The organism is Solibacillus cecembensis (assembly GCF_050272495.1).
GTDB classification, from domain to species: Bacteria; Bacillota; Bacilli; order Bacillales_A; family Planococcaceae; genus Solibacillus; species Solibacillus cecembensis.
This window is the reverse complement of the sequence record NZ_JBNNMF010000003.1, coordinates 266816-281860: the sequence shown is the minus strand read 5'-3', so window position 1 is coordinate 281860 and position 15045 is coordinate 266816. Positions and strand designations below refer to the sequence as shown.

General features: G+C 37.2%; 13 protein-coding genes. 2 read left to right on the top strand and 11 right to left on the bottom strand.

From position 1 onward, the window contains the following. Positions 1-77: 77 nt before the first annotated feature. The 6 genes from ACQKIH_RS04635 to ACQKIH_RS04610 form a co-directional block, all read right to left on the bottom strand. A complete protein-coding gene (locus ACQKIH_RS04635; RefSeq protein WP_427763675.1) occupies positions 78-1928 on the bottom strand; it encodes a peptide ABC transporter substrate-binding protein in 1851 nt (616 codons plus the stop codon). Positions 1929-2178: 250 nt separating this feature from the next. Beyond that, positions 2179-2973 carry a M55 family metallopeptidase gene (locus tag ACQKIH_RS04630; RefSeq protein WP_427763674.1) on the bottom strand — a complete coding sequence of 265 codons (795 nt, stop codon included), beginning with the start codon at positions 2971-2973 and terminating at the stop codon, positions 2179-2181. Further along, the gene (locus ACQKIH_RS04625; RefSeq protein WP_427763673.1) at positions 2970-3611 is read right to left on the bottom strand and encodes a M15 family metallopeptidase; all 642 of its coding nucleotides are present in this window, start codon (positions 3609-3611) and stop codon (positions 2970-2972) included. The genes ACQKIH_RS04630 and ACQKIH_RS04625 overlap by 4 nt, the downstream gene beginning before the upstream one ends. 274 nt (positions 3612-3885) lie before the next feature. After that, complete coding sequence (locus tag ACQKIH_RS04620; RefSeq protein ID WP_427763672.1) at positions 3886-4932, bottom strand: DmpA family aminopeptidase; 1047 nt, start codon at positions 4930-4932, stop codon at positions 3886-3888. A 97-nt stretch (positions 4933-5029) separates the two neighbouring features. Beyond that, positions 5030-6490, bottom strand: a complete 1461-nt coding sequence (locus ACQKIH_RS04615; RefSeq protein WP_057984116.1) for a carbon starvation CstA family protein — start codon at positions 6488-6490, stop codon at positions 5030-5032. Positions 6491-6796: 306 nt separating this feature from the next. Then, positions 6797-7006 (bottom strand): hypothetical protein, encoded by a 210-nt coding sequence (locus ACQKIH_RS04610; RefSeq protein ID WP_427763671.1) that lies wholly within the window; start codon positions 7004-7006, stop codon positions 6797-6799. A gap of 154 nt (positions 7007-7160) precedes the next feature. On the opposite strand from ACQKIH_RS04610, the gene ACQKIH_RS04605 reads away from it, so the two are divergent. Both ACQKIH_RS04605 and ACQKIH_RS04600 read left to right on the top strand, forming a co-directional pair. After that, positions 7161-7676 carry a 23S rRNA methyltransferase gene (locus tag ACQKIH_RS04605; protein WP_427763670.1) on the top strand — a complete coding sequence of 172 codons (516 nt, stop codon included), beginning with the start codon at positions 7161-7163 and terminating at the stop codon, positions 7674-7676. Positions 7677-7888: 212 nt separating this feature from the next. Further along, positions 7889-10063 (top strand): putative bifunctional diguanylate cyclase/phosphodiesterase, encoded by a 2175-nt coding sequence (locus ACQKIH_RS04600; protein WP_427763668.1) that lies wholly within the window; start codon positions 7889-7891, stop codon positions 10061-10063. Between the two features lie 98 nt (positions 10064-10161). Here the strand turns inward: ACQKIH_RS04600 and ACQKIH_RS04595 are convergent, their stop codons facing one another. From ACQKIH_RS04595 to ACQKIH_RS04575, 5 genes are all read right to left on the bottom strand, one after another. Then, positions 10162-10809: an alpha/beta hydrolase gene (locus ACQKIH_RS04595; RefSeq protein WP_427763667.1), complete on the bottom strand. Its 648-nt coding sequence runs from the start codon at positions 10807-10809 to the stop codon at positions 10162-10164. Positions 10810-10822: 13 nt separating this feature from the next. Then, complete coding sequence (locus tag ACQKIH_RS04590; RefSeq protein WP_427763665.1) at positions 10823-11386, bottom strand: DNA helicase; 564 nt, start codon at positions 11384-11386, stop codon at positions 10823-10825. A 197-nt stretch (positions 11387-11583) separates the two neighbouring features. Beyond that, complete coding sequence (tkt, locus tag ACQKIH_RS04585) at positions 11584-13578, bottom strand: transketolase (RefSeq protein ID WP_057984128.1); 1995 nt, start codon at positions 13576-13578, stop codon at positions 11584-11586. Positions 13579-13720: 142 nt separating this feature from the next. Next, entirely contained in the window at positions 13721-13957 is a 237-nt protein-coding gene (locus tag ACQKIH_RS04580; RefSeq protein WP_057984130.1) for a DUF896 domain-containing protein, read from the bottom strand. Between the two features lie 256 nt (positions 13958-14213). Then, positions 14214-14942 carry a glycosyltransferase gene (locus ACQKIH_RS04575; RefSeq protein WP_427763663.1) on the bottom strand — a complete coding sequence of 243 codons (729 nt, stop codon included), beginning with the start codon at positions 14940-14942 and terminating at the stop codon, positions 14214-14216. Between the last annotated feature and the right edge of the window lie 103 nt (positions 14943-15045).

The following is a 15045-nucleotide window of genomic DNA, read 5'->3' as shown; positions in this document are numbered from 1 at the left end:
AAATAAGAAAAGAGATGCAGAAAAAATCTTTTCTGTCATCTCCTGTCCCTACAACGAAATGAAATCATTCATTGTGTTTAGTTTGAAGCATTTGCTAAAGCTTCCGCACGCTCTTTTTCCCATGCTTCTTTAGCTGATTTAAATTCTTCATTGCTCATTGGCTTTTCTAGGAGTGTTTGACCTTTAAATTTCTCCATCGTTACACCAAACGGAGAGTATTGTGATTCGAATGGATTTAATTTAGAGGCAACATAGCCACCGCCACCAACTGCGTATGGGATAACGAATGCTTCTTCAATTAAAAACGCTTCTGCTTTTGCAAATAATTCAAAACGTTTTGCAGGTTCTACTTCAACTTTTGCTGCATCTACTAAGTTTTGGTATGTGTTTTTACCATTCGCTTCTTGGTAACCTTCCGCTAGCTCTGGCTTGTTATATGTGCCACCCTCTGTAAATGCATCTGTGTAAGTAGATGGATCTGCAAAGTCAGGACCCCAGTTTGCTTCGATGATTGAGAATTTACCTGGGCGACGTACTTCACCTAAGAAGCCTGTTGCTGGACCTGCTTCAATGACAACGTCTACATAGTCCGTACCTAATAATTTTTCCACTTGTTGCTCAATAACTTGGGAACGATTCGCCCACTCTGGCATACCTGAGTTATAAGGCATAACTACTTTAACTGGGAATGTTGCTTTTCCAGCTAATGCTGCCATTGCTTTTTCTTTATACTCCGCTGATAAATCTGCATTAAATGAATCATTATTTGTAATCGCTTTTAATGGCTCTAATTGTGTATAGTCCACACCATTAACATCCACGAAGTTTTTTGGCGTTACTGTATTTGATACTAAATCTTTTGGATTGTGTGGTTCCATCGTTAACAACGCCGATACACGGTCTAACGCATGGTAAATTGATTTACGGAAATCTTTATTATTTACTGCTACTTTCCAGTTTTCCGGCTCAAACTCCGCATCATATTGTGGGTCGAAGTTTAATGCATAGAAATACGTATAGAAATTGTTTGTATTTTGACGCACTAAGTTTTTCTTGTCCTCATCATTTAACCATTGATCTAAAATTGAAGTCGGTACACTTGTTGCATCAGTTTCACCACGTAAAAATAATTCTGGTGCTACAGTCGCAGCTTCTTTATTGTACTTATATCGAATGCGGTCAATTTTTATTTGATCTTTATCCCAATACGCTTCATTTTTTACTAATACTCGCTCATTTTGTGGCTCGAATTTGTCTAAAATATACCCGCCATTGTATAGGAAGTTTTCACGTGTCGTACCAAAACCTTCCCCTTTTTCAGCTAAAAATGCGCCATTAACCGGGAAGAAACATACATAATTTAACATAGATAAGAAATAAGGCGTTGACCCCTCTAATGTATATTCAAGTGTGTAATCATCTAGTGCTTTTACACCTACTTGAGAGAAATCTGTTATTGCACCTGTATTAAAAGCATCACCATTTTTAACAACTGTGGCAATCCAAGATGTAGATGATTCATTTTTTGCATCTAAAACGTAATTTAATCCGTCTACGAAATCTTGAGCGACAACATCGGCATATTCTTTACCATCATGTGTCATCCACTTTACGCCTTCACGAAGTTTAAATGTCCAAACCGTCGCATCCGCATTTGATTCCCAGCTTTCTGCAAGACTTGGTTTAACAATGCCGTACTCATCATATTCGATAAGTCCGTCTACTAAGTTTGCTGCAACTGCGAATTCATTTGTTTCTGATGTTTTTAAATAGTTAAGCGTTTTGATTTCACCAGAATAAACTGTTTTATACTCTACTGGCTTTGAATCTTTGTTTGAATCCCCTGCTGTACTTGAGTCTGTTTTATCACTACAAGCAGCTAAAACAAGCACAAACATACATGTTAAAAACAATAAATACTTTCTCACACAAAAACCCCCTATTTCCCCTTTTTAAAACACTTGGTAAGTTGATAACCATTACAAATTTTCTATTAAAAACCCCAATCCTGGCTGCTCCGTCATTTGAAGTTTTCCCCCTTCAAAAACCGGTCATCCCTCAACTGGATCTTCAACACAAAGACTCGCCCCATATAAATCGACCAGCGTGATATTTTTGATTACCACTGCGATGGTGTGATGAGAGGTACTTCTACTAAACTGACTTTTACCCACTGAATCAAGTTAAAAACTGTAGAATGCGTAGTACTTCATAAAAATCAGTTGTTTCAAACAAAACGGTATTATGTGCTTTAAATTTTGCCCCTGGATAAAATGAATTACGATATGCTTTAATATGATCCTTATAAATAAGCTCCAGTTCAAATTTCTCTGGAAGCGTTACTTGAATTTTTTCACGTTCCACATGCATTGCTTGTTCGATTAAGCCCTTTGTCTCTTTTAATGCTTTTTGTGGACTCACATTAATCGTAGCCGAACCAATTCCGACCTTTGTTGCATATGAGACAATTTGGTCGTTTATCTTTGCTATATGCTCAGTTAATGCCTGATCCCCGCTAACGAAGGCAACTGGTACTTTATAAAGCGCAGCCGCATATGTATTAATCATAAATTCACTTGCATATTGGCCATTAATTTTCACATCCGCAATGAGGCTTAATGTATGTGCCAATGGATTGTGCTCGCTACCGCCCTCACTGTGATACCCAATGAAAATGGCACGATCAAATGTTTCATCTAGCCCTGCGACCATACACATCGGGTCTTGAGTCCAACCACGAATAATTTTGACGTTTTCAGGTAACTCCTCCAAAAGAATATTGCGTGCTGAATCATGCGCATCTTTTAGTAAAATTTCTGTCGCTCCCCCTGCAACTGCACCTTCAATTGCAGCAAGTACTTCCTTTGTCATTTGCTTTTGGAAATAGTGATACTCTGGATGATTTAACTCGGTTTCATTCCAATGGGTCGTACCTGTAATGCCTTCAATATCTGCACTAATGTATACTTTCATTTGTATCGATACCCCTTTAATTCGTTTTTTTCAATCGTCGCAATGATGGCTCCGTAAAACGCTGTCGGTTCATGCGCTCTCCTTGCCCACGTCACATTGCCAAAATCATAATGCCACCATTCTTCTGAATAGTTTTCAAAACCTGCATAAGTCATACAGTTAAACAGCATTCTACGATTTTTAACCGCTTCTGGATTTTCATCAGCATGCTCCTCAAAATAAGCCGTTGCCGATTTCGCGTTCGTTTCATCAAAATCTGTCCCTAAATCGAGTGGATTCCCCTCTGAATCACCCAATGTTAAATCAATAGCCCCTCCTGTTAAATGGGGTGCTGGGTAGCCTTTCTCTATGCTTGGATAAGCCACATATTTTAATGTTTCTTTTTGAACTTGTTCTTCGCTCCAGCTAGGATTGACCAAGGCAATTTCTTGCTGCACTTGATCAAATAAAAACTGTTGAACTTGTAAAGGTCGATAGCCATCATACACAATGAAACTATAGGATTCTGGTAAATTGGCTAATGCTTCATGCAATCGCTCAGTAGTACCTTGGCGTAAATAAATCGATTGTAAACTATTTGGAATTTTTTGTTCATAATAGCTAGACCGAATAAATAAACGACTTTTTATCGGCTTCAACTCAACTAGCGGCTCACGTGTTTCCTTGATTACCGGTCTTTCATTAGCTGAGCCCCGATGTTGAATAGGTTTTAATAATTTTTCTAAAATCGTTATACACCCCGTTCCTTATGAAAACAAATACAGAGTTTAATATTTAGAAGTTTTAGAGTTTTCAGTTATTTAACTAAAAATATCATAACTATCATTATTTTGAAAGTTTTTTCTTCAATCCATTATTAATTCGGTAGTAATATACTCTTTTTACTATCTTTAACAAAGGAAGCCTCTTAAACTACTCAAAAATATATTGCTCAACTTGATTACCGTGGCGTCCAACTGTTGTTGTTGCCTGCGCTAATGAATTAAGTATCGCATCTTCAGTCGCTTCAGCTGCAGCCATAAATAATTGATTCATAATCGGATGATCCTCTCGAATTTGCGTACGAGATTCTACATGATTGGTCGTTTGATGTGGGATTTCATGTGCCGTTGTAAAGCCAATGATAATATCACCACTGCCATTTGAAAAATGACTTCCTGTTCGACCAAGCCCTATGCCACAACGTTTTATCACACGTGTTAGCTGTCGACTACTCAATGGTGCATCCGTTGCCAGTACGATAATAATCGACCCATCAGTAGGTGCTAATGTGGAGTTTTCTTGTGTAGAATTTTTGATATAGCGTTCTTTCATGAATTCACTGCTCGTTCCAAAATTACTCAGTACAAGGCAACCGACTATATAGGTTTGGTCGTTATCTTCCAGCGAAACGACACGAGAAGACGAACCGATTCCCCCTTTATAGCCAAAGCAAATCATTCCTTTTCCTGCACCAACCGCTCCTTCTTCTGCCATTTCTTCCGTAGCATTTTTTATCGCTTCAATCGCGTGTTCTGGCGTGATAGGGAACTGGCGAATGGAATTTAAATAACTATCATTGCATTCCCCTACAACTGTATTGACCGTACCTGTTGTTAAGCCAATTTCTTCATTTTGACTTAATAAATATTGGAGAGTTCCTTGTGTTACAGCAGGCACCCCAAATGTATTCGTCAACATAATCGGTGACTCGATTACACCAAGCTCATTCACTTGCACAAGCCCCGTTGTCTTTCCAAATCCATTCAATACATAACTTGCCGCTGTTACCTTTTGGCGAAATAAGTTTCCACCATGTGGCAAAATCGCTGTGACGCCTGTACAAGCCGCATCACCGTTATCATTAATCAGATGATTTAATGTGACATGACCTATCTTTACACCTGCAACGTCAGTAATACAATTTTTATTCCCAGTCATTAGCTGTCCTATTTTTATCCCATGTTGCCTTGCTTTCATAATAATTCAACACTCCTTGTTATTTTCAATCTATGTATTTGAAACTCTCGTAAAAAGAGGAGCTACCTATATAACTGGCAGCCCCTTCATTTATGAACTAACTATTTTGTTTTACTGTGTATTTTGAAACATCAATATCTAGCTCAAATTCTGTACCGCGCTTTTTAAAGGCCGCTACAAAGAAGATTGTTGTAACTATTAAAGTAAGCACCGCTCCGACAATATACGAAGTCGTTAATGACTGACCGAAGCCCATATTCGGTTCATATACAATATATACAAAGCACATGCTCGTCATAAAGATTGCTGGAATTGTTGAGATCCAATGATTTTTATGCTTTAAGAATAAATACATCGCTCCTACCCATAAAGCTATGGCAGCGGTTACACCATTCGCCCATGAGAAATAGCGCCATAAAATATTAAAATCAATTTTTGTTAACGCAAACGACAGAGCAAATAACGGTAATGCAATCCAAATACGGCTAAGAATTTTCATCTGCGGGAACTTAAAGTAATCCGCAATGATCATACGTGCCGCGCGGAATGCCGTATCACCCGATGTAATAGGTAAAACAACAACACCTAACACAGCCAATGTTCCTCCAACAGCACCTAATAGCGTTAATGAAATTTCGTTTACAACTAATGCTGGACCTCCTGCTGCCATCATCTCATTTAATCCGCCATAGCCATTAAATAGACTCATAGATGCCGCTGCCCAAATCATCGCAATAATCCCTTCAGCAATCATCATGCCATAGAAAATTTTACGACCTTGTTTTTCATTTTGTGTCGTACGTGAAATAATCGGCGTTTGTGTTGCATGGAAACCAGATAATGCACCACATGTAATTGTAAAGAATAACAGTGGGAAAACTGGTAATGCACCTGGATGCATATTTTGCAATGTTAATTCAGGAATCGGTGCACCTGTAACAACCAGCATAATCCCAATACCTATAGCAGAAATAATTAACAGCGCCCCAAAAAACGGATATAAACGACCAATAATTTTATCAATCGGTAATAACGTTGCCAAAATGTAATAAATGAAAATAACCGCTACGATAATACCTAAAGCAATCTTTCCATCTATTAAAGTATGAATAAGCATAGCAGGTGACGATACAAACACCGTTCCGACTAAAAGTAATAATAATAGGGCAAACACATTGACGACGTGCTTCATTACCTTTCCTAAAAACTTTGCCGCTAATTCTGGTAAATGTGCCCCTTTGTTACGAATGGAAATCATTCCTGTTAAATAATCATGTACTGCTCCTGCAAAAATACAGCCTACCACAATCCAAACAAATGCAACTGGACCATAAAGCGCCCCTGCAATAGGACCAAAAACCGGACCTGTCCCTGCAATGTTTAATAGCTGGATTAACGAGTTTTTAGGTGTAGACATTGGTACATAATCCACTCCATCTGCATTGACATACGCTGGAGTAGGTCTTTCCTCCTTCTCCCCAAACACTTTCTCTACAAACTTACCATACGTAAAGTAACCAACAATTAACAGCACAATACAAACTAAAAATGTAATCATTCTCTCACCCCTATTAATATATTTTAATATTCTCACTATATCAACGTTGTTATATAACATCAACAAGTTTTTAGAGTAGTATACAACAGTTGTGGTTTATCAACAGAAAGAACTCTTTATTTCCTATATATGAAAATTACGATAATATATGATTCTCAAAGCTCATTTCACAGATGAATAACACATTCCTTTTACAATTCAAAAAGAAAAGCGTCCCTTAATAGAGGCGCTTTCCTGTCAGCTATCGTAAAATAGGCGCAATGATAAAGCCATAATCATCTTCTTGCACGCAAACTTTCCCATGTATTAAATATCAATAATTCCTCTTGACCAACGATCTACGAAGCTTTCAAATGTAATGCCATAACGGTTATACACTTCATGATAGACAAAATAAGTCCCCAGTTTATCTAACATTTCATCATTTATTCTCATTGTATCAACCCTCTCATTTTCTAGTAGGAATGATGATGATGTGCTGCCCATTTCTATGCGATTCGCTGTTAGTTCTAACATACCCGTAATTCAATTTTTTAATACAGCTCCATTGGTACAAATTCAATTACGCCGCGCTGTTACAAATCGTTCACAAACATGCATGATTTCACCCTGTTACAGCGCATCGATTCTAGTAAGATGAATATATACATAAGAACGATGGAGGATTGTTATGCGAAATTCCCTTACAATTTGCAGCCTGCTGTTTTTCACTTTATTATTAGCAGGCTGTACGCAAGCGATTGGTGACATAAAAAATGCGGCGGCTGGAATCAACTCCAAAGCAAATGAAGCAGCGACATCAATATCTTTAGATGTTCATTCCGTTCGCGCTTATGAAGTGCAAATTGATAATCAAACATTTACAATGAACGACCTTTTCAAAAGTATTCTACGTGACGTGCAGTGGCATTATGAAAAAAAAGGTGAACAAAATGAATTAAAAATTACAGGTACGTGGAAAGATAACGGCCTTTTTGCCGAATACAACTTTGATGAGGATATGAAGAAACAGCTCCGTGAAGATGGCCTTATTGAAGTGACTCTATCGTTTGATGATGGTGTGTTGAACGAGGAAAAGACCGTGATTAGCATGTATTTACTTCAGGAAAAACTTGTGGCGCAACAAGGCAAAGACGCATTACATGCACTCTACCAGCTATACTTAACAGAACAAAGCCAAGTATAAGTACAACTGTATAAAGCCATCCTCATTTATGTGAATAAAGTGAGTGATGGCTTTTTTTGACATCCTTTTGTATATAAAACTTACTAAACTATAGTCCTTTACTACCAATAAATACATCCACCCCTCAAACTCCCACAAATACATTTTAACTTCATAGGAAATTTGTTATACTGTTATTAATAAATCGACCTATTTTTTAAGGGGGAACTTTCGTGCAAATAAATCCAATGATGCCGCTATCACAGGATGACCTATTGATTTGGTTAAAAAGTTTTAGTGACCAACTCTCTAAAGGAACTATAATCCTTGACTTCCATGAAAAAAGTTTACCCATTCTACATGTAAATAATGATTTTTTTCAACTTACTGGCTATAGGAACGACGCATTAATTGGACAAAATATCACGGTTTTTAATGGGCAAAAAACAAATTTGGATACTTATAATGAATTACTTTATTCTTTAACAAAAGGTGTATCTAATAATTTTACTATTTTGCATTACGAAGAAAATGGCTCTGCTTTTTGGAACCACATAATTGTACATCCGATTCGCGATCAACAGGATACCATTCAATATTTACTTTTAACGTGCGAGGATCATACAACACAAGCACTCAATAAAATGCTATCGAAACTTGAGCATGAGGTGTATGCAGAAATTGATAACGGAGATAATTTACAATCAATATTGACGTTAATTTCAGAAAAAATAGAAAATTATTACATTCGAAATGTTTATTGCACGATTCATTTAATTGAAAATCAAAATGAAATAAAATCAGTTGGTTCCCATTCATTACCATTACATATTATTCAGCAACTCGAAATCCCTAGAATTTCACCTACTATTTGTTCCGATACACAGCCAGTTTATATAAACGAACTCGTCCTTCCTGAAAATGTGACAAAACAATTTCAAGAACATCGACTCAACTTAGTGAACACGTCATGGACAAAACCTATATTAACACCTCAATATCAAATTTTTGGTGTTTTGACGTTACTACATGAAGACAATACCGAACTAAAGCAAGATGATTTAGACTATTTAAACCGATTAACTTTACTCATTCAATTAGCGGTCAATTATGCGGAGCAAAAGTTAGAATTACGAAGACTAGCTTTTTATGATAATGATACAAATCTCCCTAATATGCAATACTTTCAAACTATGTTAAAGCAATGGATTGATACAGGCAATGAAGGGATTATCGCATTACTCCATCCAAGTGAGTTTAATAATTTTGTTGATTTATATGGGCGCAAAGCTGGGGATAAATTATTACACCAAATGGTTGAACGACTTCAACAAAATCCGACTCCTGACGAGGAATTTATTGCACGCTTTTCTAATTCGATTATTATTGCTAAAAAAGTATCCCTTCAACAGCTGGATGCCTATCAATCACGCATCCAAACCTTAACTATCGACCCTTATACGCATAATGGGAAGCGTAACTATATTACATTAAAAACTGGCATTAGTTATTTTCACAATACATCCGTAGTGGAAGATTGCATCCATCAGGCAGACATCGCCTTAACAAAAGCACGGTCTATAAATGGTACGAATGTCGCGTTTTTCGAGGAAGATAGTAATAAAAAACTAGCAGAAGAAATGGAAACTTTCAATCAGCTTGTTTACGGCATTCAAAACGGAGAATTCACCGTTCATTTACAACCAAAAATTAATATTGATACATTAGAAATTGAAGGATTTGAAGCATTATCACGCTGGAACTCGCATGTACTTGGCAATGTTTCACCAGCGATATTTATCCCAATCGCTGAAAAATCTGGGAAAATTAAAGAAATCGATTCTTTAAACTTTAAAATCGTCCTTGCATGGTTACAAAAACGTATCATCGAAGGGAAAAGAATTTATCCCATTGCCATTAACATTTCACCGGATTACTTTTATGATGTTCATTTTTTATCAGAAGTTGAACACATTTTCCAACAATTCGATGTCCCTGCAAAATACATCCGATTCGAAGTGACAGAAAGTATTGAGCTTGGCGACTTTACAAAAGCAAAAGAGATTTTACAGCAACTAAAAAAAATTGGTATTGAAAGTTCGATAGATGATTTCGGCGTAGGCTTCTCCTCATTGAGTTACTTACCGCATTTGCCTTTTTCGGAAATTAAAATTGATCGTAGCTTCATTAATTCGATGAAAGATCCAGGTGTTTATGCCGTGGTACAAACGATTATTCAGCTTGCACAAAATATTTATATGCGCGCCATCGCAGAAGGAATCGAGACAAAAGAGCAACTAATCATGCTTAAAGCAATGGGCTGTCCTGCCGGGCAAGGTTATTATTTTTACAAGCCGATGCCTTTAGAAAAAATTGACCAACTACCCGAATTACAAACGATCTATTAGTTTTAGACAAAATTAAAAGCTGTCATCAAAAGTCATTTTCTACGACTTTTGAGACAGCTTTTTCCCACATTATATCTAATCCATATGGTTTCTTTATACTAATTTAATTTCGTCGGTAAATCTTCCGCTAAAAATGCAATTAAATCTTGTAAATTTTGCTCGTTTACACCATGACCAACTGGATAGGTTTTAAACGTAACATTCGTGCCGTATTCATTGAAAAATGCGGCGCTGTGCTCTGCCCATACAAGTGGGTAATCATAATCGTATTCCCCATGTGAAATGAAGATTTTAGATTGATCCATCGTTTTTTTACTATATTCGAGTGCAACAAATTCTGGTAAATAACCGCTAAGAGTTGCTGTTCCTTTAATTGCATTGCCCATAACAACCGCTAAAGCTTGTGCAATGGCTGCCCCTTGGTTGAAGCCTACGACATAAATTTGATTGGCATCTAAATTATATTCTTCGATTGCTTCTTGAATGAAATTTCCCGTTACTTTCACCACTTTATCAAATACGGCACGCTCTGGCTTTCCTTCTTCTTCAAACGTATAAAATGCATACCCTGGACGGTGTTCAATCGGTCCTTGCAAGCTAAATACATGACACTGTGTTGTAAAGGATTCGACTAATTGGAGTAAATCCTGCTCATTGCTTCCTAAACCGTGCAGAAGGAAAATTGCTGGATGCTTGTCCCCTTCTATTTTTGGTGCTACATGTTTATAAATATACGGTGAGTTCATGTTTATCTCCTTTTTATGTAAGTTTCATTTGATTGACGAATTGATCCGCATAATATGCAATATAGCCATCCATCATTTTTAAAGTTTCTTCTATATTCCCGTTAGTTAAAATCGTCGCGTTATTCACGGTAATATGCGTTATAAAATCGATACGAAGCGTGTTCTCAAGCGATGCATAAGCATAATCATAAATGACATCCTCATCCGTCACATTTAACGCTTCATATTGTTGATGAAAGGCTTTCGTATAGTCTTCCATTTTTTCAGCGACATCCTGACGAATCCGCATCTGCTGCGCCATTAATTCATTTTCAATTGTAGTGATTTTTGGTACTTGACCCGCACCGTATGTTTCATCAATCAGCTTTCCCCATGCCGCTTTATTTTCCACAAAGTACGCAATATTTAACATAAGACGATCATAAAAATCCACGGTTGATCGTGCAGATTGGCGTTTGTCGTTTACGTTTTGTTGAATTACCTGTTCGAACGATTTAACATCTGCATTTTTTGTGAGCATGTAAAGTTGCTGCTCAATATATGTTGTAATTTCTTTTTGGATTGGATCTGTTGTCATTTAACTATTCACTTCCTTACTTCAAGTTGCTTTTTCAAGTTCTATCGTACCATTGTCCATTCATATAAGCACGTTCGTCGTTCAAAAAAATGCCACTCGCAAGGATGCGAATGGCATTTTTATAAAGCATCTAATCATTTATTCCAAGGGCATAATTGCACCCAAGTTCATCTTACCAACCTGCTCAAGATAGAATATTATAGTGCTTTTACTTTTGCTACGATATTTTCTACTGTAAATCCGTATTTTTCAATTACTAATTCGCCTGGTGCAGATGCGCCGAATTGATCGATTGCAAGTACGTCACCTTCGAAGCCAACATATTTGTGCCAGCCGAATGAAGCACCCATTTCAATTGCTAAACGTTTTGTAATTGCTTTTGGTAGAACCGATTCTTTGTATTCTTTTGATTGCTTTTCGAAGCGATCCATTGCTGGCATTGATACAACAGATGCATCAATTCCTTCTGCTAAAAGAGCTTTTTGCGCTTCTACAGCTAAACCTACTTCTGAACCCGTTGCAATTAAAATCGCATCTGCTGTTGCTTTTGTTGCTGGTGATACGATGTATGCACCTTTATCAACACCGTCATAAACCGTCTCTAATGACGCATCTAATACTGGTAAGTTTTGACGAGAAAGTACTAAAACAGTTGGTGTTGATTCGCTTGATACTGCTAATTTCCATGCTGCAGCCGATTCATTGGCATCTGCTGGACGCATTACTGATAAGTTTGGCATCGCGCGTAAAGCTGCTAAATGCTCAACTGGCTCATGCGTAGGACCATCTTCTCCTACTGCTACTGAGTCATGTGTAAATACATACGTTACTGGTAAGCCCATTAACGCAGATAAACGAATTGCTGGACGTACATAGTCAGAGAATACGAAGAACGTACCACCGAATACATTGACCCCACCGTGTAAAGCCATACCATTCATTGCAGCACCCATTGCAAATTCACGTACACCAAACCAAATATTGCGGCCTTCTGGTGTTTCTGCGAAGAAATCTCCAGCGCCTTTAATCGTTGTTTTGTTTGAACCTGCTAAGTCAGCTGAACCACCGAAGAATGATGGTAAGTTTTTCGCGATCGCATTAATTGCATCACCTGAAGAAGAACGTGTTGCAACTGATTTACCCGCTTCATATACAGGTAATTCTGATGCGAAATCTTCTGGTAAATTATTTTCCATTGCATTAACAAATTGTTGTGCAAGCTCTGGATATTCATTTTTATAGCTCGCGAATAATTCATTCCAAGCCGCTTCTGGTTGTGCACCTTGTACATCCGCTGCTGCATTAAATGTGTCATACACATCTGCAGGTACATCAAATGGTTCATGCGCCCACTCATATGCTGCTTTTGTTAATACCACTTCGTCTGTACCAAGTGGTGCACCGTGTGAATCTGCTTTACCCGATTTGTTTGGAGAACCAAAACCAATTACCGTTTTTACTTCGATAATCGTTGGACCACCAGTGTTTTGTTTTGCTTGTTCGATTGCCGCATTTAGTGCTGCTACATCTGTACCATCTTGTACTTTTAAGTAGTTCCAGCTATATGACTCGAATCGTTTTTGGATGTTTTCAGAGAATGACTTTTCTAAATCACCATCTAGTGAAATATCATTTGAATCGTATAACACAATCAATTTATCTAATTGTAAGTGCCCTGCAAGTGAAATTGCCTCTGCAGCTACACCTTCCATTAAATCGCCATCGCCACAAAGTGCAAATGTATAATGGTCAACAATTTCATGGCCTGGTTTATTGTAAGTTGCTGCAAGATGACGTTCTGCCATTGCCATACCAACAGTCATCGCAATCCCTTGACCTAATGGACCTGTCGTCGCTTCAACACCTATTGTATGACCGTATTCAGGATGTCCTGGCGTTAATGAGCCCCATTGACGGAAGTTTTTAATCTCTTCCATTTCTAAGCCGTATCCACCTAAGTGTAAAAGGCTGTATAACAACATTGAACCATGACCTGCTGATAATACGAAACGGTCGCGGTTATACCATTTTGGATTTAAAGGATTATGGCGTAATTGCTTTGTCCATAAAGTGTAAGCCATTGGTGCAGCGCCCATTGGAAGTCCTGGGTGACCTGAGTTTGCCTTTTCAATTGCGTCGATTGATAGTGTACGGATAGCATTAATTGCTAACTGATCCATATGTTGTGTCATTATGTGACATCCTTTCTTTCTCGTGCGTTATTTATTCCTACTTAGTTTAGACAAAAACGGACAAGAAAACAATCCTTTATCCTAACGTTTTATAAAATATGTCATACTTTATGATAATTATGTCATATCAATTGAAATGATGTTAATTGATGAATTTATTTTGCTCTTTAATTTGCTTTAATTTTTCTGGTGTTACGTCATTTCCTTCTTCATCTACCACTTTCACATGCTCAATCGTATCACGCATTGTTGAGCGGAAAATATCCAAATATTCTTTTCTTAAAGCCGTGCGTTCTTTCGCCTGCTCCTCTGTTAGCTTGCCCTCTTTTGCCAACTTCGATAATTCGTTAATTCGAGCTAATTTTTGTTTTGATAACATTCTATTCTCACCTTTCAAATTTACATGTATACACAATAATACTACGGTATGAAAAAATGAGTTGAAGTGCAAGTAAATTATCTTAGTATTAGCTAACATTTTAAATTAGAATGTTGTAGAATGATGTTTTACAACAAATATTGAGTTATTCAACTTCGCAATAGATGGCTTATAGATAAACTTTACTTACTAGATGTTATTTACGTTTAACAGATAGTCTAACCTATTTTGAAAATGGCCCATTCATATCATCCTTCTATCTTTCTTGGTTATCATAATATGTTTTATTTGCATAGTTTTGATCCGAACCATTTAAATAGGCTAGTATGACTTTTGGGTTTTTCAATAATCCCCAATCTCCGTAAGTATCAAACCTTCTACATGAAGTTGTCATGCCATTTTTTATAGTCCCCCACTTTTTGCTACTTCTTTTCCCATAATCTTTTAACCGTTTGGCAAAATCGGCGTCTTCGGCCATAAGCATATTTTCATTAAAGCCATTGATTGCTATAAAGTCTTTTTTGTAGCACCAAAAAATCCCTACTGATATGGCTCCATACTTGAAAAGTAAAGGAACAATGAGCAATAACGCCGAAACGACAATACCTAGAGACATTCTTTCAAATTTCCCGTTTGCACCACCGCCTATGTAATTCCCGGAGGCTAATAATTGCTCTACATTAGTTAGTAGGTCCTCTGACATTTGGGTATCCGCATCTATCGTAATTATTATTTCACCATTTGCAATTGCAGCACCCGCATTTCGAATTTTAGACAAGTTTTTATCTTCATTTCTCAATGTAATACAATGATATGAGTTTGCAATTTCCTCGGTTTTATCCGTACATCGATTTAATACAACGATAATCTCAACTTGATTTGTATATCCTTTTGAAGCCGCAACGATTGAATCCAAACATTTCCCAATATACTTTTCTTCATTATGTGCAGGAATAATAATGGAAAACTTAATTTTTTTTGTCATACTTCATTCCTCCCTAACTGAATTATATGCAGCTAGTCGGATTCATAATTAATAAATGCTAGCAATTACTGTGCAACATTTACGCCATATTCATGCAAGAAAT